Origin of the sequence: Gallibacterium salpingitidis, from assembly GCF_030517105.1 — a bacterium.
Lineage (GTDB): Bacteria > Pseudomonadota > Gammaproteobacteria > Enterobacterales > Pasteurellaceae > Gallibacterium > Gallibacterium salpingitidis.
Genome location: NZ_CP103875.1, coordinates 232342 through 249573, shown reverse-complemented (window position 1 = coordinate 249573; position 17232 = coordinate 232342). Strand labels below are relative to the sequence as shown.

The following is a 17232-nucleotide window of genomic DNA, read 5'->3' as shown; positions in this document are numbered from 1 at the left end:
TTACTATGATAAAGTACAAAAAATCAACTTTAACCTTTAGCAATAGCTTCCTATTAATAAGCATTGATAATTTGCTATTTGAAGTTGGTACCAAGTAAAACATAACCTTGTTCAGTCACTAATTTTACAATTGTGGTTTTATATTCTGAGTTAAATGTTCGTCTCTTTTGATTGTCTGATTGTCTTCTTTTTTTGTGATAGCTTATCACCTATTGAAGGCTACAGAATTAACCTACCATTTCAGAATCCAAAGGGCTTTTATCAGACAGTGCCGTAAAACTCCGCCCTTCAGGGCGGAGATATAAGGCACAAACGGCGTAAGCCGTTTCAAACCTAACTAATCAGGTGTTTGTTGCTGTTCGATGTATTGGCGAATAATGGAAATTGGAGCGCCACCACAACTCCCTGCAAAATAAGACGGAGACCACAGCTGATTACCCCAAAGTTTTTTGCGAATATTCGGATAGTTTTTCTTCCTAATCATTCGGCTTGATACGCCTTTTAAACTGTTCACTAAATTTGAAATTGCGATTTTAGGTGGATAATTCACAAGTAAATGAACATGGTCGTCTTCGCCATCGAATTCCACCAATTCTGCTTCAAAATCACGACAAACACTTTCAAATATCCGTTTTAAATCCTCTAAAATTGCTTTTGTGAAAACGTGCCTGCGATATTTGGTAACAAAAACCAAGTGAACGTGTAGGTTAAAAACGACGTGTCGACCACGTCTAATCTCTGTTTCTTTTTTCATAGGCCAAGAGTATACTTACGTAAAAATACTATTTTGACCTCATGATGTTAATCCGTAAAGCCTTTAAGTTTGAAATTAGACCAAATGGAGAGCAGCAACGTAAAATTGCCCAATTTTGCGGTTGTTCCCGTTTTGTATTCAATAAGGCGTTAGATTGGCAAAAACATGTCTATGAAGCGGATAACAAAACCAAATTCAGTTACAGCAAACTTGCTAATTTTCTACCGCAATGGAAAGTAGATTTTTCTTTTTTGAAAGAATGTCATAGTCAAGTGTTACAACAATCTCTTAAAGATTTGGAAAGCGCCTACCGCAATTTTTTCAGTAAGCGGTCAAATTTTCCCAAATTTAAGAAAAAAGGTGTAAAGGATAGTTTTCGATATCCTCAAGGTTGCAAAATTGAGCAGGAAAATGACCGCTTGTATCTGCCGAAAATTGGTTGGGTTCGATATCGCAATAGTCGTAAAATTCTAGGTGATATCAAAAACGTCACTGTCAGCAAAAAATGTGGTCGTTTTTTCGTGAGTATTCAAACGGAATTTGAGCAAAAAATCCCTCAACATCAAGGTTCAGAAATTGGCATTGATATGGGCGTTGCACGTTTTGCCACGCTTTCAAACGGTGAATTTTTTGAACCATTAAACGCCTTTAAAACTTATAAAGGTAAATTGGCAAAACTCCAACGCCAACTTAAAAATAAGGTTAAATTTAGTCAAAACTGGCAGAAATTAAAGGCGAAAATCGCCAAACTGCACCATAAAATAGCCAATTATCGCAAAGACTTCTTGCATCAAACTTCAAGCAAAATCAGCAAAAACCACGCCATGATCTATATTGAAGATTTGCAGGTGTCGAATATGTCAAAATCAGCCAAAGGCACGGCGGAAACACCTGGAAAAAATGTTGCTGCAAAATCAGGCCTGAACCAAGCTATATTAGATCAATCTTGGTTTGAGTTTCGCCGTCAGCTGGATTACAAAACGCAATGGCAAGGTGGATTTTTAGTGGCAGTGCCACCGCAAAATACCAGTCGAACTTGCCCTTGTTGTGGTCATGTAGCAAAAGAAAATCGCCAAACACAGGCGAATTTTGAGTGTGTAGAATGTGGCTATACAGAAAATGCTGATGTGGTTGGAGCGTTAAATGTATTGGGGCGTGGGCGAGCTATCGTCCACGCGTAATAAAATATCAGGGCAGGACATGTCCGTAGAGCTTGTGAAGTGAACTTCATTAGAAGTCAGCAACAAGAACCCACCGAGAGTAGCCCATTGCTTGCAATTGGCACTAGTAGGAATCCCCGTCCTTTAGGGCGGGGAGGATGTCAATAAATTTGGGGTAAAGTTTAGATTTGTTAATAGACTAACTAATTAATAGTTTATTAAGTGAGTCTACTGACAAAAAGCATTATATTTTGAGCGCTTTTCACAACGATTCGTTAGAACAAGCAAGTAAACACAGTTCACCTGCAAAGAAAAACAAGATTTAAGCAAACGATTACATTTTTCAATAGTAGATTTCATTTAACTTAGGTAAAATTCCTCTCTATTTTTCTTATTCATTATTTTTAATAAGGTAATTCAATGGCTAATATACTCGAACAACGTTTTGAACTTACTGCCCGCAACAGTTCTTTACGTCAGGAAGTAATTGCTGGGCTCACCACATTCTTAGCAATGGTCTATTCTGTGATCGTTGTCCCTGGAATGTTAAGTAATGCTGGCTTCTCTGCTGAATCCGTATTTATTGCAACCTGCTTAGTTACTGGTCTAGGATCAATCCTAATTGGTTTCTGGGCAAATGCACCAATGGCGATTGGTGTGGCAATTTCGTTAACTGCTTTTACTGCATTTAGTTTAGTGCTTGGTCAAAAAGTTAGTGTCCCTGTTGCTTTAGGTGCAGTTTTCCTAATGGGGGGTTTATTCAGTATCATCTCTGCCACTGGGATCCGAGCATGGATTTTACGCAATCTTCCTGCCAGCATCGCCCACGGTGCAGGTATCGGTATTGGTTTATTCTTACTTTTAATTGCTGCGAATGGTGTTGGTCTTGTTGTCGGTAATAATGCAGGGCTCCCAGTCAAACTGGGTGATTTCACTTCATTTCCAGTTATCATGTCATTACTTGGTTTAGCAGCGATTATTGGTCTTGAACGTTTAAAAGTAAAAGGCGGAATCTTATTCGTTATCATCGCAATTACTTTAATTGGTTTAATTTTTGATCCAAATGTCAAATTTGCGGGTCAAATTTTTAAATTGCCTTCTTTTGGAGAAACCTCTCATTTCTTACAACTTGATATTGTTGGTGCCTTACAACCAGTGGTATTGCCAGCAGTATTTGCTCTAGTAATGACAGCCGTTTTCGACGCGACAGGTACTATCCGCGCAGTTGCTGGTCAAGCTAACTTACTAGACAAAGATGGACAAATTATCAATGGCGGTAAAGCGTTAACTTCCGACTCTCTCAGCAGCATTTTCTCAGGTCTATTTGGTACTGCTCCAGCGGCAGTTTATATTGAATCTGCTGCTGGTACTGCCGCAGGTGGTAAAACAGGCATTACCGCTATTGTCGTTGGCATACTCTTTCTCTTGATGTTGTTCTTCCAACCGTTAGCTGCATTAGTCCCTGGTTATGCGACAGCACCAGCGTTAATGTACGTTGGATTATTAATGTTAAGCAATGTGACTAAATTAGATTTTGATGATTTTGTTGGTGCAATGAGCGGCTTAATCTGCGCAGTATTTATTGTTCTTACTGCAAATATTGTTACAGGTATTATGCTCGGTTTTGCTTCATTAGTGATTGGACGTATTGTCGCTGGCGAAGTGCGTAAACTCAATCTAGGCACAGTAATTATTGCGATTATTCTTGTTATCTTCTACGCAGGTCACTGGGCTATCTAATTTTACGCTAACGTGTATGAATTTATGCTTCATACACGTTTATTTTCTCTACAAAAACACGTTTTCAATGTGCGTTAATATTAATTTTATGTTATTTTGGATACGTGTTTTTTCTATTAATCAAAGGTTTTTTATTTATGGAAAAAGTGATTATCGATGAAAATCAGTTTTTTCGTACGATTTCACGTATTTCTCATGAAATTATTGAGAAGCATCGATCGCTTGATGATCTAATTATTGTCGGCATTAAACGTCGAGGCGCAGAAATTGCGGAATTACTACGACAAAAAATTGCCCAGTTAACAGACATCACCTTACCTTATATGGAACTGGACATCACCTTTTATCGTGATGATCTTGAATATGCCGATCCTACAGAGCTCCCCGTTTATCATGGATCTTCAGGACAAATTAATATCCAAAATAAAAACGTTATTTTAGTTGATGATGTATTATTTACCGGACGGACTATTCGTGCTGCTTTAGATGCCTTGATTGATTTTGGGCGGGCAAAACGAATCGAATTAGTGATTTTTGTGGATAGAGGACATCGTGAATTACCCATTCGTGCCGACTATGTTGGGAAAAATGTACCCACTTCTCGACAAGAACAAGTGCAAGTAAAAACAATGAAATTTGATGGTTGTTACCAAGTTGAATTATTAAAACCTGAATAAAACCTTTTTCATTTTTAATACTCTAACCGAACCGTAATGTTAAATAGCAAAATAGGACAACATTGTATGAAAAATAAATGGATCAAAATCCTTCTGTTAGCGAGTTGTTTATCTGTTGCAGCAACCAGTTATGCTGTCGAAAAAGTGGTTGCTACTGTTAACGGTACTCCGATTTTAAACAGCCAAGTCAGTAAAGCACTAGGAAAACGTACGAATACACCAGCGAATCGTGCCGTTGCGCTAGATAGCATTATTGATGATATGTTGGTGCAAAAAGCGATTACCGATGCAAAAATCTCAGTATCACCACAACAAATTCAACAAATTATGCATCAAATTGCCGATGAGAACGGTTTAACCTATGGACAATTTTTAGATGCCTTAGATTATCAAGGGATTGGCGAAGCACGATTCCGTCAGCAAATTGCTCACCAAATCATTATGGGTCAAGTGCGTAATAAAACAATCAGTGAAAGTATTTCTGTTTCTCGCGAACAAGTTGAGCAACTAGCAAAACAGATGTATAACGAAGCGCAACAAAAAGGCACATTGAAAACCGTTACTGCACCAGAATATTTAGTCAAGCACATCTTAATTAAAACTAATCCATTATTAAACGATGCACAAGCTAAACAACAATTAAGTACATTGCTCGCTGATATTCTTGCAGGTAAAACCTCTTTTGCTGACGCAGCAAAAACTTATTCTAAGGATTACCTCTCTGGCGCTAATGGCGGTAGTCTAGGTTGGAATTTTCCTGATATCTATGAGCCAGAATTCCAAGCAATGATCAAAAATACTAAGAAAGGCACTATCTCACAACCTTTCAAAACTAAGTATGGTTGGCATATTTTAGAAGTTGTCGATACACGTAATGGTGATAGAACTAAAGACAGCTATATGCAAAAAGCTTACCAACAAGTCGTTAATCAACAGGCAATGGAAGCCTCTAAAGACTGGGTGAAAACCTTACGTCGTTCTGCAGACATTAAGATTTTGCAAAAATAGTCTTGGTAGCATAAACTGAACACTTAACAGACCGCACATTATGTGCGGTCATTTTTTCCATAATTATTTAGTAACAACAAAAAACTATGAATTCAAAAACTCATCTTGGTCATACAGCACGTAAACGTTTTGGACAAAATTTCTTAAATGATGATCACATCATTCAAAGTATTGTGGCAGCTATTAATCCACAAAAAAGCGATTTTCTGATTGAAATCGGACCGGGGTTAGGTGCATTGACTGAACCAGTTGCAGAACAAATCGATCATCTTACTGTTATCGAATTAGATAGAGATCTAGCGGAAAGATTACGCCACCATCCATTTTTACAGCAAAAATTAACGATAATTGAACAGGATGTGATGCGTTTTGATTTTCAACAATTGGCAATAGACGCTAAACAACCATTGCGTATTTTTGGTAATTTACCATATAACATCTCTACACCATTGATGTTCCATCTGTTTCAATATCACGATGTGATCCAAGATATGCACTTTATGTTGCAAAAAGAAGTCGTCAATCGTCTTTGTGCTGGAGCAAATAGTAAAGCCTATGGCAAATTAACCATTATGGCGCAATATTTCTGCCAAGTGATTCCTGTATTAGAAGTGCCGCCAACTGCTTTTAAACCGGCCCCAAAAGTTGATTCTGCTGTGGTACGTTTGGTTCCTCATAAAGTATTACCGCACCCAGTAAAAGATCTCTATTGGTTAAATCGTGTATGTACGCAAGCCTTTAATCAACGCCGCAAAACATTGCGCAATTCATTAATGGATCTCTTTACTGCGGAACAACTTATCGAATTACAAATCAATTTAACCGATCGTGCTGAAAATCTAACCATTGCAGATTACACTCGTTTAGCAAACTGGTTAGCGGATAACCCTCCGCAACACGCAGATGATAGTAAGGCTGAATTTGAGGAATAACGATGGAATACGTAATACTGATCGTGGGAATTGTATTTATTCTCTGGGGTGCCGATCGTTTTACTGATGGAGCTATTGCCCTTGCTCGCCGCTTCCAAATCAATGAGTTAGTCATTGGTTTAACCATTGTCGCCTTCGGTACATCGCTACCAGAGTTTATTACTAGTTTTTGGGGCGCTTTCAAAGGTAATTCTGGCGTATCTGTCGGTAACATTATCGGTAGCAACCTTTTTAATACCTTAGTGATTGTTGGCGCCAGCGCATTAGCAACACCAATTATCATTAAGGCAAGCTCTGTCAAAAAAGAAATTCCTTTTTCATTCCTTGCTTCAATAGCTTTTATCTTGTTATGTTTCGATAAATTGTTAAATCAACAACCAATTGATTACATTTCTCGTGCTGATGGTTTAATTTTATTGCTCTTTTTTGCAATTTTCTTGAGTTACACCTTTTCCGCAGCGAAACAACAAGATGCGAACGAGGAAACCGAAATTCATACCCCACCATTAGCGTTAACAAAAGTTGCTTTCTATTTAATCATCGGTTTAGCCGTCTTAATCTGGGGTGGCGATCTCTTTGTTTCTGGAGCAATTCAAATTGCCCATAATTTTGGCATTAGTGAGGCTGTAATTGGTTTAACCATTGTTGCTGCTGGGACTTCACTACCCGAATTAGCAACATCTGTCTTTGCTGCGAAAAAAGGCAGTTCTGATTTAGCTATTGGTAATGTAGTAGGTAGTAATATTTTTAATATTTTCTTTGTAATGGGCGCTTGTGCAGCAATGTTCCCACTACCTGTTGGCGATATTTCTTACCTTGATTTTGCAATGTTAATTATCAGCACCCTATTACTCTGGTGGTTTGCGGCAACAGGAAGAAAAATTTCACGTATTGAAGGCATTATTTTATTGGCGAGTTATGGCTGTTATCTCGCTTATTTACTCAGCACGCTTTAGGAGGTGAGATGGCAACCTATATTGTTGGTGATCTACAAGGCTGCTTCGACGAATTACAATTGTTATTACGACAAGTGGAATTTAATCCGACTACGGACAAGCTCTATCTGGTTGGTGATTTAGTCGCTCGCGGCGATCAATCGCTTGAATGTTTGCGCTTTGTGAAATCACTCGGTTCTGCCGCACAAACCGTATTAGGCAATCATGATCTCCATTTACTTGCTACCGCTTATGGCATTAAAAAAGTTAAAGCAAAAGATCGAGTTGATGCACTGTTTGCAGCGCCTGATTTCAACGAATTAATTGATTGGCTACGCCATCAACCACTATTAATTGATTGTTCTCAACAACAAGGTTTTGTCATCACCCACGCTGGCATTAGCCCAGAGTGGAATTTAGCGACTGCAAAACAGTGTGCATATGAAGTTGAACAGGTGTTACAACAAGGTGATTGCCAACAATTATTAACAGAAATGTATAGTGATCAACCCGATCATTGGTCCGACTCGCTTTCTGGTATCGATCGTCTTCGTTATAGTATTAATGTATTCACCAGAATGCGCTATTGCTTTACCAATAAACATTTGGAATTTGCTTGTAAATTACCGCCTGCCGAAGCCCCTAGCAATTTAAAAGCTTGGTTTGAGCTAAATAATCCCCTTTATCAACAAACCGCTATCTTGTTCGGACATTGGGCTAGTTTAATCGGTTATCCGACGCCTAAAAATATCTATGCACTTGATACTGGCTGTGTTTGGGGTAACTATATGACAATGTTACGTTGGGAAGATAAACAGTTTTTTACGCAAGCCGCAGTGAAAAGTTATATTAGTTAGAGCAGAAAAAGATAAAGCCGCTACAAGCGGCTTTTTCATCATTTGTAATCCTACAAATTATTTTACAGCGTCTTTTAATGCTTTACCTGAAACAAAGGCTGGAACTTTAGTCGCTGGGATTTTGATTTCTTTACCAGTTTGTGGGTTACGACCTGTACGTTCTTGACGTTGGTTAACTTTGAATGTACCGAAACCAATTAATTGTACTGGGTCACCTGCTTTAAGGCTTTCTGTAATTGCTTCTAAAGTTGCTTCCAATGCTTCTTTAGACGCTTTCTTACTTAAGTTAGTGCGTTGTGCAATTACGTCAACTAATTCAGTCTTGTTCATAAATAATTACCCTCTATAAATTTACTATGGTTATAAATTGAATAGATTATCTCTGGTTCAATTTCTTTATCGAAAGCCGAGATAGCTTTAATTGGTGAAGATCCGTTATTCCACCCCAGCTCAAGCCTTGTCATGAGCCAACAGATTAATCTAACTTTCATCAGATTAAAAGCAATTTATTATTAAAATTAGAAAAAAGTCACATTAATTGTTTATTTCAACCCCGATATTACTGATTTTTGTGGCACGGATCTCATTTTTTAGCCCATTAATCACCTCAACATCACGCTTTTCTAACGCATTTAAAGTGCGATAAATTTGCCATTGCACATCTAATTCATCAGTAATCAACGGATTTTCTTTTAATTCTTTTTCATCTAATTCACGATTCTCTTCTGTTTCTAATAATGCAACCACCGTTTGCAACGAAATCACACTTACTTTTACTGCTTGTTCTAGTGCTTCTCCCGCAATAATCGTGTGCAATAAATCTGATAGTGCTTCGCACGCGTCCACCGCTGGTACAATACCAAAAAAGTCATAATCGTTAATATCGGGAATCACTGTTTCAAATTTCTCTAACTGATGTTCAAAATTAATTTTGGCATCTTTAACCGTTAAATATTCCCAAACTAAATTTAAAATATTGTGATAAACCTTTGCCTGCTGTGGTTGTTCCGTAATCTGACAAAACATCGCAAAATTTGGATACATCCGTTCACATAAGCAAGCCATAAAAACCATTTGCTGCCAGCTTTCTAAATTAGCTAAACGTTTTTGAATTGGGTTTCTCATATGCTTTCCTTATACTGTTTTATACGGTTTCGAATAATGATGAATTGCATCAACGAGCACTTTCGGGCTTTTGACTGGCACATCTTGATGAATACCGTGTCCTAAATTAAAAATATGACCAAAGCCTTGCCCATAACCAGCTAGAATTTGTTTCACCTCTTGTTCTATACGTGCTGGCGTCGCATATAACACGCTTGGATCCATATTGCCCTGTAAAGCGACTTTATCACCCACACGAGTTTTTGCTTTTGCAATATCAATCGTCCAATCCAAACCAATCGCATCACAACCTGTCGCGGCAATCGCTTCTAACCACAAGCCACCGCCTTTAGTAAATAAAGTAACTGGTACTCGACGCCCTTCATTCTCACGAATCAAACCATAAACGATTTTTTCCATATAACGTAATGAAAAATCACGATATTCCAAATGCCCTAATACACCGCCCCAAGTATCAAACACCATCACTACTTGTGCACCAGCTTTAATTTGTGCATTTAGGTACAAAATGACACTATCAGCCAATTTATCTAACAAACGATGCAATAATTGTGGTTCACAATAGAGCATTTTCTTAATTTTCGTGAAAGTTTTACTTGAGCCACCTTCCACCATATAAGTTGCCAATGTCCAAGGGCTACCTGAAAAACCGATTAATGGCACTTCTCCCTGCAATTCACGACGAATCGTTCTAACTGCATTCATCACATAACCCAGATCATCTTCAGGATCTGGGATCGGTAATTGCTCCACATCTGCCATCGACACAATAGTTTTCTCAAATTTCGGGCCTTCACCAGCGCCAAAGCTGAGTCCCAATCCCATTGCATCAGGAATGGTTAAAATATCAGAAAACAGAATCGCTGCATCTAATGCATAACGACGTAATGGCTGTAACGTAACTTCACAAGCTAACTCTGCATTCCGGCACAGCGACATAAAATCACCAGCTTGCGCTCTTGTGGCTTTATATTCCGGCAGATAGCGTCCCGCTTGACGCATCATCCAAACCGGCGTCATATCCACAGGTTGACGTAATAATGCACGTAAATAACGATCATTTTTCAATTCAGTCATAAATTTATTTTTCCTCGGCACAGAGTGCTAATGTTGCTTTAATTAGTTTGCGCGCAATTGTTCCTTCCGGCGGTAATTCTGGTAAAGTGGCATCATAACGGAACCATTTTGCATCATGAATTTCACTATCTTGTAAATGAATTTCAGCACTTTCATAATCCGCTAAAAAACCCACCATTAATGAATTCGGAAATGCCCAAGGTTGGCTACAAAAATAACGGACATTTTTCACCTTAATACCAACCTCTTCCAAAATTTCCCGATGTACTGTTTGTTCTAAATTTTCACCGACTTCGACAAAGCCTGCTAATGTTGTGTACATTCCACCAATATGGCGTTGATGATTGGCAAGCAAAATCTCTTTACCACGTCTTACAGCTACAATAATCGATGGACAAATCACTGGATAATGGCGATAACCACATTTTGGACATTCCACTGCAAATTCGTCCGTTGGCAAATAATTACGTTCACCACATCTACCACAAAAACGGTGAGTTCCATAAAAATAATTTAGAGCAACGCCACGATTTAATAGATTAAATTCTGTTTCATCACGATATAGCTGAGCACGTAGGGAAACGTATTCTCGCTGCTGATCATTTGGTATTTCTGCGATTAACCATAAAGGTTGCTGATGAAACTCACCGATAACACAACCTTGTAAACCAACAACACTACACTCTTTAGCATTCCCATAAGGCAATTCTCCTGCTTGTAAATAGAGTGCTGATCCCTGTGTTAATAACCAATAACCTTGATCTGTTTCTTGAATAGTCTGCATCATGATTTATACCTCTTTTTTTGATCAACGTGCGACCCTTCGTTAAGACGAATTTTTACCAGCGGCTATTATAGCGGAATTTCCTTTATTGCTCGGTATTTTTCACACCAATTTCTATATTCATTCAAGTTAAAAATAAGGCAAGGCAAAACAACATAGCAAAGTATTAGTTGCAACGAACGACTACAAATTATTCAATGCATTAATCACGCGAATTTCTTCAAATAAATCTAACTCATTTAACGTAATTGATCGCAACTGTAATAGTTGTTGCTCTAATAATCTTTGTCGTTGTGTTCCTGCTAGCAGCGGTGAATCAGGAGTAAACCATTCTCCTTGCCGTAACAATGCTAAATTACCAATACTGCAATCGGTAATTTTTCCTTGTTGAATAATCAAAATTTCATCTGCACCTTGTCGCTGCTGATACAGCGCATTTAATTGCTCGCGATTACAATATTTAAAGCGGTAATCCAACTGTTCGCAAACCACTGGTTGAAAACGCTTAAATTGACGGCGTTGATAGGGATAAAAGGCGATCTGATAATCCTGTTGATTGTAATCAATACGACAACGCACTAAACCCTGCTGATATTGCAGTGGAATTTTTACAATATCTGCAAAATTAAATGCTTGATAATGAGTAGAGTAAAAATGTTGCAACGTGCGCTGATAACGAGCTTGATGGTAAGTTAGATTTTGGATTTCCCCATCTTGGATGGCTAATGTTTCAAAACATAAAAACATAAATCAGCTCTTTTTCGTTGGAATATACACTTTTGCCAATAATTCTTCATATTCACTTGCTAGCGTACTATGGCGAGTAATGCCGCCACCGCTACGGAATTGCATGCCTGTCTCAGTCTGTTCAATATAACGAATAATTACCGCACTTTCTAAACAGTTACCATCAAAATAACCAAACACGCCAGTGTAAAAACCTCTCGGTTGCTGTTCTGCTTGTTGGATAATTTCAACCGTTTTCTCTTTTGGGGCGCCGCTAATCGAACCAGCAGGCAACATTCTCTTAATTAACGCCAATGGATCATCACGCCAATGCGGTGCTAAATCACCACAAATTTCTGAACTCGTTTGCCAAATTGCTCCACGTTCAGTTTCAATTAATTCACTATAACGAAAACGTGATACTTGAATATTGCTTGCCACCATTGCTAAATCATTACGCAGCAAATCAACAATCGTATTATGTTCCCATTGTTCTTTTTGTGAGGATAACAATTGCGCCTGCGCATTAGGCAAACTTGCATCAATTGTCCCTTTCATTGGATAGGTATAAATTTTATCATCCTGAATACGCACAAAACATTCTGGAGAGAAACAGACAAACTTATCCTGATATAACAATTTATAAGGCGCAGCACTCGCCGTAAAAATATCCACTAAACTGTAATTGGTTTCGATTTTAGTTGGATAAGTCAAATTTAATAAATAACTATTTCCACGCTGAATCTGCTCCTGTACCAAATTAAACCCTTGCTGGTAATCACTGAATGCCATTGGTTTAGCTGTTAAAGAAAGTGGTTTTCCAGGGGTAATAAATGATGAAGGAATGTTATTAATCCCTAAAATATTAAAATAAATTCCTTGTTCTGCTGCTTCGGCAAATGGGATAACTCGTGGTTGTTGCTGTTCAAAATCAATTAAAAAGAAAAAAGGTTCAGTCATAACATTACAATAAAAATGGTGCACAACACTGTTTAAATTTTTTGCCTGATTCACATAAACAAGGTTGTTTCATAGTTAATTTTGGCAACACTGTTGGATCAAGGAAATACCAACGCTCATGACTATACACAAAGGCGGATAATTCATGATGAGCCATAGTTGTACCATTTTGTTGATAATAGGCTTTAAATTCAACTAAAGCGTGATTCTTATCTGCTTCAGGAACAAATTTTATTACTTCTAGCCCACACCATTCTGTACTTAGTGACCATTGTCGCAGTGCTTTAGCATTTAATAATGGCTGTTGAGCAGGCACAGTAGTTGCAATGATATAATCAATTTCTGCTAATACAAATGCAGCATAACGTGAACGCATTAATTGTTCTGCATTTTGTGCAAACTTTGCTTGTTGGTGTAATGGCTGACAACAGTCTGTATAGTTTAAACCTGATTGGCATGGACACTGCATAACTTCTGACCTATAAAAAATAATTGCGTAGAATACGAAAAATTCCAGCAAAGAGAAAGAGTTATCTAGCGTTTATAGACGTTTTATTTTTCTATTTGTATGGTAGGCAAATAGTTGTCATAGATTTTGACAACATTAGAAAAAACAAAACCTCAGCCAACTGACTGAGGTTTTTATGTATCTAGAATAATTAGAAATTATTCTGCAACAATAATTACGTTTAATGACGCAAACACTTCGCCATGGAATTGGAAACGTACTTCGTGTTCACCAAGGGTACGTAATGGGCCCGTAGGAAGACGCACTTCGCTCTTCGCAACTTCAACACCTTTTGCAGTGATCGCATCAGCGATATCACGTGTACCAATAGAACCGAATAAACGTCCTTCATCACCTGCTTTAGAAGCAATAGTTACTGAACCTAATGCTTGAAGTTTTTCAGCACGGTCAAGTGCAGCTGCTAATGCTTTCGCTGCTTTTTCTTCTAATTCAGCACGACGAGTTTCGAAATACTCGATGTTTGCTTTAGTTGCCATAACTGCTTTTCCTTGTGGGATTAAGAAGTTACGTGCATAACCAGATTTTACATTTACTTGATCACCTACATTACCAAGGTGAACAACTTTATCTAAAAGAATGACTTGCATTACCGTATCCTCTCTTGTTGATTACTGATGATTGTCAGTGTACGGTAACAACGCTAAGTAACGTGCACGTTTGATTGCACGAGCTAATTGGCGTTGGTACTTCGCACGAGTACCGGTAATACGGCTAGGGACAATTTTGCCGCTCTCTGTAATGTAGTTCTTTAATGTAGCGATATCTTTATAATCGATTTCAACTACATTTTCCGCTGTGAAACGGCAGAACTTACGACGACGGAAATAACGTGCCATGTGGCTATTCTCCTAATCTATAAATTCGATTTGCTCGGCATGTAAGACCAATTGGTCTAAACCTTGACTAGTTTTATGTGAATGGATAAATCCTGATACACACACCTTACTGCCGACCGTAATGCCTTGAGTTTTACTTGTTAATTGATGACCACTAAGTTGAATAGGGATTTTGCACCATGCTTGCCTAGCTAATCCAGCTTCTTGCTGTTGGGAACGATGTTCCAACCAAAATTGGCAATGCGCTATTCCACTTGGGCTTTGATGTCGTTTTGGTTGAGAAACTACTGTTCCAATCAACGAAAAACGATTATCAATCTTCAAATTACTCTTCAGCATCCTCAAAATCGTTGTTATCAACATCAGCTAAAGCTTTACGATCATCTTTTGCTTTAACCATTGGGGACGCTTCGGTTACGGCGTGCTTAGTACGAATAATTACGTTACGAAGAATTGCATCGTTGTAACGGAAAGTTGTTTCAAGCTCGTCGATGACTTCTTGCGGTGCTTCTACATTCATTAACACATAGTGTGCTTTATGTAGTTTATTAATTGGGTAAGCCAATTGACGGCGGCCCCAATCTTCTAAGCGATGAATTTGACCACCAGCTTCTTTTACAGAACCTGTGTAGCGTTCAATCATGCCAGGTACTTGTTCACTTTGATCTGGGTGAACCATAAACACGATTTCGTAGTGACGCATTACTGCTCCTTACGGGTTAATCAGCCTCCGACTATAGACCAGTCGCCAATCTGCGGAAGCAAGGAACGAAAAAACGGAACGACTGTGAGGTCGCAAATTGTACTCAAATCCAATTAAAAAGCAAGTTAAAAAACTATTTTAATGCTAAAAGCTGCCACATTTTTGTAGCAACTTGCTCGGTAGTAATTTGCGCCATTAAATCTTTACCATACACCTTCGTACCCCATGCTAACTCTTGCCATGATTTGCGATATTGCTGCGCTGCATTTTCATCATAAACAGATACCACATTATCAACATCATAATATGGGCCAGTACGTCTTGGATTATGGCAAGCATAAAGTCCTAATACACGTGTTCCAGCCATTGTAGCCATATGTGCTGGACCAGAATCAGGCGTAATCACTAAATCGACTTCTGCAAAGAGTGCCACTAATTGCTGTAACGAGGTTTTACCTGCTAAATTTGTGAGAGGTAACGGACATAACTGACAGATTTGTTCTGCCACTTGCATTTCATTCTTACTCGGTGAACCAGTAATAATGACTTGGATATTTTTCTCTGCGGCTAAACGCGCTATTTCAGCATAACGTTCTACCAACCAATCTTTCTCTTTTTTACTGGAACATGGCGAAATAGCAATAGTTTGCCGATTAGTATCAATAAAGGTTCTTACATATTCTCGATCTACATTACTGATCGGAAAACGCCAACTCGGTTGTTGAATAGGCACACCAATGTATTCAGCAAAGCTCAAAAAACCATCTAACACGTGATAACCTTTAGCTTGCCCAACTTTTCTATTAGTGAATAACCATTGCCCTTCTTTAGCACGCTGACGATTAAAACCAATACGATATTTAGCACTAATACCTAATGAAAGAATAGAGGCGCGAATTGCCACCTGCATATCTAATAGCGCATCAAATTTATAAGGACGTAACTTTTTCCATAAGGCCAATACACCTCGCCATCCCTGCTTTTTATCAAAAATGACAAACTCAATGCCAGGAACATCTTTGAGCAATTGTGCTTCCACTTTACCAATCACCCAAACAATTTTAGTACTAGGATAATAGGCTTGGATCTGCTGCACTGCCGCTAACGCATTACAAACATCACCAATTGCAGATAAACGCAGAATACACAGTGATTGTGGTGGTTGAGAAAATAAGCTCATAGAAATTCTTCTCGATATGTTAAAATTGCCGCTTATTTTAATCCAAAAAAGCGATCGTTCGCAGTATAACGAGGATAAAAATGAGCCAAATTCACTATTTATTCAATGCCCATTTAACCGAAGCTCAATTAACACAGTATTTCTCACCACAATATTGGCAACAACAGCAAAAAATTTTAGGTTCTGCTAAAGGACGCGGCACTACCTATTTTTTAGACAGCCAGCAAGAATTGGGCTATCGAGCGGCATTACGCCATTATTATCGTGGCGGATTATTTGGTAAGTTTATAAAGGATCACTTTTTATACTCACAATTGGCTAATTGTCGTAGTTTTGCTGAATTTACCCTATTACAACAACTGAAAGAGAAAGGACTACCTGTTCCTACTGCGATTGCTGCTCGTGTTAAACGTTCTGGATTTTGTTATCAAGCTGATATTTTGATTGAGCTCATTGAAAATGGGCAAGATCTGGTAGCAATTTTGCAGCAACAAACATTACCTGAAAATTTATGGCAGCAAATTGGGAAATTAATTCGTCAATTACATAATCAACAAGTTTTTCATAGTGACCTTAATGCTCATAATATTCTGCTGCAAGCGATTGATAATCAACAAAAATTATGGCTATTAGATTTTGATAAATGCGGTTTTCGGGAAGGTAACGAATGGAAAGCCGCTAATTTGCAGCGGCTTTATCGTTCATTTCAAAAAGAGATCCAACGCTATCAAATTCAATTTAGTGAACAAAATTGGCAAGCGTTGCTAACTGGCTATCATGCCAATTGAGTGATTTTCGCAAAAACACTTGCTGGCACTAATTTTTGAATATCCCCTTTATGTAGCAAAATTTCTCGCACCATCGTAGAAGAAACATATGACCATTTTTCTGATGGTGGGAAAAATAAGCTTTCCACGCCGTTAGTCAATAAACGATTTAAATGTGCCAATTGTAATTCATAGTCAAAATCGCTCGATGTTCTTGCACCACGAATAATACCCTGAATATTTTTTGCTAAAATTAAATGCGCCAATAGACCATCAAAAGCAATCACTTCAACATTAGTTAAATTCGCCGTTGCCGCTTGTACCATTTCCAAACGCTGTTCTAAACTAAACATAGGCTTTTTACTTGGGCTGGCCGCAACCGCTACGATTAATTTTGGGAATAATGCTGCAGCACGATTAATAATATCTAAATGACCATTAGTAATAGGATCAAAAGTCCCTGGATAAATCATTGTTATCAT

The 17232-nt window shown here is 38.2% G+C and carries 22 protein-coding genes; 8 read left to right on the top strand and 14 right to left on the bottom strand.

Features of this window, described 5'->3' with window-relative positions:
* Positions 1–337: 337 nt before the first annotated feature.
* A complete protein-coding gene (tnpA, locus tag NYR30_RS01265; protein WP_302501636.1) occupies positions 338–754 on the bottom strand; it encodes an IS200/IS605 family transposase in 417 nt (138 codons plus the stop codon).
* 44 nt (positions 755–798) lie between these two features.
* Here tnpA and NYR30_RS01260 point away from each other — a divergent pair, with 44 nt between their 5' ends.
* The 7 genes from NYR30_RS01260 to apaH all read left to right on the top strand — a co-directional run bounded on the left by NYR30_RS01260 (position 799) and on the right by apaH (position 8063).
* A complete protein-coding gene (locus NYR30_RS01260) occupies positions 799–1935 on the top strand; it encodes an RNA-guided endonuclease InsQ/TnpB family protein (protein ID WP_367401234.1) in 1137 nt (378 codons plus the stop codon).
* A 399-nt stretch (positions 1936–2334) separates the two neighbouring features.
* Positions 2335–3654 (top strand): NCS2 family permease, encoded by a 1320-nt coding sequence (locus tag NYR30_RS01255; RefSeq protein WP_302501634.1) that lies wholly within the window; start codon positions 2335–2337, stop codon positions 3652–3654.
* Positions 3655–3791: 137 nt separating this feature from the next.
* Positions 3792–4331 carry a bifunctional pyr operon transcriptional regulator/uracil phosphoribosyltransferase PyrR gene (gene pyrR, locus NYR30_RS01250; RefSeq protein WP_302501633.1) on the top strand — a complete coding sequence of 180 codons (540 nt, stop codon included), beginning with the start codon at positions 3792–3794 and terminating at the stop codon, positions 4329–4331.
* A 66-nt stretch (positions 4332–4397) separates the two neighbouring features.
* The gene (locus tag NYR30_RS01245) at positions 4398–5339 is read left to right on the top strand and encodes a peptidylprolyl isomerase (protein WP_302501632.1); all 942 of its coding nucleotides are present in this window, start codon (positions 4398–4400) and stop codon (positions 5337–5339) included.
* 86 nt (positions 5340–5425) lie between these two features.
* Positions 5426–6271 (top strand): 16S rRNA (adenine(1518)-N(6)/adenine(1519)-N(6))-dimethyltransferase RsmA, encoded by an 846-nt coding sequence (gene rsmA, locus NYR30_RS01240; protein ID WP_302501631.1) that lies wholly within the window; start codon positions 5426–5428, stop codon positions 6269–6271.
* 2 nt (positions 6272–6273) lie between these two features.
* Complete coding sequence (locus tag NYR30_RS01235; protein WP_302501630.1) at positions 6274–7227, top strand: calcium/sodium antiporter; 954 nt, start codon at positions 6274–6276, stop codon at positions 7225–7227.
* Between the two features lie 8 nt (positions 7228–7235).
* Entirely contained in the window at positions 7236–8063 is an 828-nt protein-coding gene (gene apaH, locus NYR30_RS01230) for a bis(5'-nucleosyl)-tetraphosphatase (symmetrical) ApaH (RefSeq protein WP_066113423.1), read from the top strand.
* Positions 8064–8120: 57 nt separating this feature from the next.
* Here the strand turns inward: apaH and NYR30_RS01225 are convergent, their stop codons facing one another.
* From NYR30_RS01225 to NYR30_RS01170, 12 genes are all read right to left on the bottom strand, one after another.
* Entirely contained in the window at positions 8121–8393 is a 273-nt protein-coding gene (locus tag NYR30_RS01225) for an HU family DNA-binding protein (RefSeq protein ID WP_066104693.1), read from the bottom strand.
* 204 nt (positions 8394–8597) lie between these two features.
* Positions 8598–9188 carry a YjaG family protein gene (locus tag NYR30_RS01220; protein ID WP_066104697.1) on the bottom strand — a complete coding sequence of 197 codons (591 nt, stop codon included), beginning with the start codon at positions 9186–9188 and terminating at the stop codon, positions 8598–8600.
* A gap of 9 nt (positions 9189–9197) precedes the next feature.
* A complete protein-coding gene (hemE, locus tag NYR30_RS01215; protein WP_302501628.1) occupies positions 9198–10265 on the bottom strand; it encodes a uroporphyrinogen decarboxylase in 1068 nt (355 codons plus the stop codon).
* Between the two features lie 4 nt (positions 10266–10269).
* Positions 10270–11049, bottom strand: coding sequence for an NAD(+) diphosphatase (gene nudC / locus NYR30_RS01210; protein WP_302502421.1), 780 nt, complete (start codon positions 11047–11049; stop codon positions 10270–10272).
* Positions 11050–11232: 183 nt separating this feature from the next.
* Positions 11233–11796, bottom strand: coding sequence for an aminotransferase class IV family protein (locus NYR30_RS01205; protein WP_302501626.1), 564 nt, complete (start codon positions 11794–11796; stop codon positions 11233–11235).
* Positions 11797–11799: 3 nt separating this feature from the next.
* Positions 11800–12735 carry an aminodeoxychorismate synthase component I gene (locus tag NYR30_RS01200; RefSeq protein ID WP_302501624.1) on the bottom strand — a complete coding sequence of 312 codons (936 nt, stop codon included), beginning with the start codon at positions 12733–12735 and terminating at the stop codon, positions 11800–11802.
* 4 nt (positions 12736–12739) lie between these two features.
* On the bottom strand, positions 12740–13204 hold the full coding sequence (locus NYR30_RS01195; RefSeq protein WP_302501623.1) for a YchJ family protein: 465 nt from the start codon (positions 13202–13204) through the stop codon (positions 12740–12742).
* A 197-nt stretch (positions 13205–13401) separates the two neighbouring features.
* Positions 13402–13851: a 50S ribosomal protein L9 gene (gene rplI / locus NYR30_RS01190; protein ID WP_065234353.1), complete on the bottom strand. Its 450-nt coding sequence runs from the start codon at positions 13849–13851 to the stop codon at positions 13402–13404.
* A gap of 21 nt (positions 13852–13872) precedes the next feature.
* Complete coding sequence (gene rpsR / locus NYR30_RS01185) at positions 13873–14100, bottom strand: 30S ribosomal protein S18 (RefSeq protein WP_005759927.1); 228 nt, start codon at positions 14098–14100, stop codon at positions 13873–13875.
* 12 nt (positions 14101–14112) lie between these two features.
* Positions 14113–14439: a primosomal replication protein N gene (priB, locus tag NYR30_RS01180; protein ID WP_066104719.1), complete on the bottom strand. Its 327-nt coding sequence runs from the start codon at positions 14437–14439 to the stop codon at positions 14113–14115.
* Positions 14426–14803, bottom strand: coding sequence for a 30S ribosomal protein S6 (rpsF, locus tag NYR30_RS01175; protein WP_065234351.1), 378 nt, complete (start codon positions 14801–14803; stop codon positions 14426–14428). Before rpsF ends, priB begins: the two co-directional genes overlap by 14 nt.
* A 133-nt stretch (positions 14804–14936) precedes the next feature.
* A complete protein-coding gene (locus tag NYR30_RS01170) occupies positions 14937–15983 on the bottom strand; it encodes a glycosyltransferase family 9 protein (RefSeq protein WP_302501607.1) in 1047 nt (348 codons plus the stop codon).
* Between the two features lie 65 nt (positions 15984–16048).
* On the opposite strand from NYR30_RS01170, the gene NYR30_RS01165 reads away from it, so the two are divergent.
* The gene (locus tag NYR30_RS01165) at positions 16049–16771 is read left to right on the top strand and encodes a 3-deoxy-D-manno-octulosonic acid kinase (RefSeq protein WP_414146306.1); all 723 of its coding nucleotides are present in this window, start codon (positions 16049–16051) and stop codon (positions 16769–16771) included.
* Here NYR30_RS01165 and coaD read toward each other — a convergent pair.
* Positions 16759–17232, bottom strand: a complete 474-nt coding sequence (gene coaD, locus NYR30_RS01160) for a pantetheine-phosphate adenylyltransferase (RefSeq protein ID WP_066113405.1) — start codon at positions 17230–17232, stop codon at positions 16759–16761. The two genes, NYR30_RS01165 and coaD, sit on opposite strands and share 13 nt — an antisense overlap.

Excerpts from the sequence above, each read along its gene's own strand:
- NYR30_RS01245 (WP_302501632.1), top strand. The coding sequence starts at position 4,398 with ATGAAAAATAAATGGATCAAAATCCTTCTGTTAGCGAGTTGTTTATCT.
- tnpA (WP_302501636.1), bottom strand. The coding sequence starts at position 754 with ATGAAAAAAGAAACAGAGATTAGACGTGGTCGACACGTCGTTTTTAAC.
- rplI (WP_065234353.1), bottom strand. The coding sequence starts at position 13,851 with ATGCAAGTCATTCTTTTAGATAAAGTTGTTCACCTTGGTAATGTAGGT.
- nudC (WP_302502421.1), bottom strand. The coding sequence starts at position 11,049 with ATGCAGACTATTCAAGAAACAGATCAAGGTTATTGGTTATTAACACAG.
- NYR30_RS01205 (WP_302501626.1), bottom strand. The coding sequence starts at position 11,796 with ATGTTTTTATGTTTTGAAACATTAGCCATCCAAGATGGGGAAATCCAA.
- coaD (WP_066113405.1), bottom strand. The coding sequence starts at position 17,232 with ATGATAACAATGATTTATCCAGGGACTTTTGATCCTATTACTAATGGT.
- priB (WP_066104719.1), bottom strand. The coding sequence starts at position 14,439 with ATGCTGAAGAGTAATTTGAAGATTGATAATCGTTTTTCGTTGATTGGA.
- NYR30_RS01225 (WP_066104693.1), bottom strand. The coding sequence starts at position 8,393 with ATGAACAAGACTGAATTAGTTGACGTAATTGCACAACGCACTAACTTA.
- NYR30_RS01235 (WP_302501630.1), top strand. The coding sequence starts at position 6,274 with ATGGAATACGTAATACTGATCGTGGGAATTGTATTTATTCTCTGGGGT.
- NYR30_RS01220 (WP_066104697.1), bottom strand. The coding sequence starts at position 9,188 with ATGAGAAACCCAATTCAAAAACGTTTAGCTAATTTAGAAAGCTGGCAG.
- rsmA (WP_302501631.1), top strand. The coding sequence starts at position 5,426 with ATGAATTCAAAAACTCATCTTGGTCATACAGCACGTAAACGTTTTGGA.
- NYR30_RS01260 (WP_367401234.1), top strand. The coding sequence starts at position 799 with ATGTTAATCCGTAAAGCCTTTAAGTTTGAAATTAGACCAAATGGAGAG.
- pyrR (WP_302501633.1), top strand. The coding sequence starts at position 3,792 with ATGGAAAAAGTGATTATCGATGAAAATCAGTTTTTTCGTACGATTTCA.
- NYR30_RS01195 (WP_302501623.1), bottom strand. The coding sequence starts at position 13,204 with ATGCAGTGTCCATGCCAATCAGGTTTAAACTATACAGACTGTTGTCAG.
- rpsR (WP_005759927.1), bottom strand. The coding sequence starts at position 14,100 with ATGGCACGTTATTTCCGTCGTCGTAAGTTCTGCCGTTTCACAGCGGAA.
- rpsF (WP_065234351.1), bottom strand. The coding sequence starts at position 14,803 with ATGCGTCACTACGAAATCGTGTTTATGGTTCACCCAGATCAAAGTGAA.
- NYR30_RS01255 (WP_302501634.1), top strand. The coding sequence starts at position 2,335 with ATGGCTAATATACTCGAACAACGTTTTGAACTTACTGCCCGCAACAGT.
- NYR30_RS01200 (WP_302501624.1), bottom strand. The coding sequence starts at position 12,735 with ATGACTGAACCTTTTTTCTTTTTAATTGATTTTGAACAGCAACAACCA.
- NYR30_RS01170 (WP_302501607.1), bottom strand. The coding sequence starts at position 15,983 with ATGAGCTTATTTTCTCAACCACCACAATCACTGTGTATTCTGCGTTTA.
- hemE (WP_302501628.1), bottom strand. The coding sequence starts at position 10,265 with ATGACTGAATTGAAAAATGATCGTTATTTACGTGCATTATTACGTCAA.
- apaH (WP_066113423.1), top strand. The coding sequence starts at position 7,236 with ATGGCAACCTATATTGTTGGTGATCTACAAGGCTGCTTCGACGAATTA.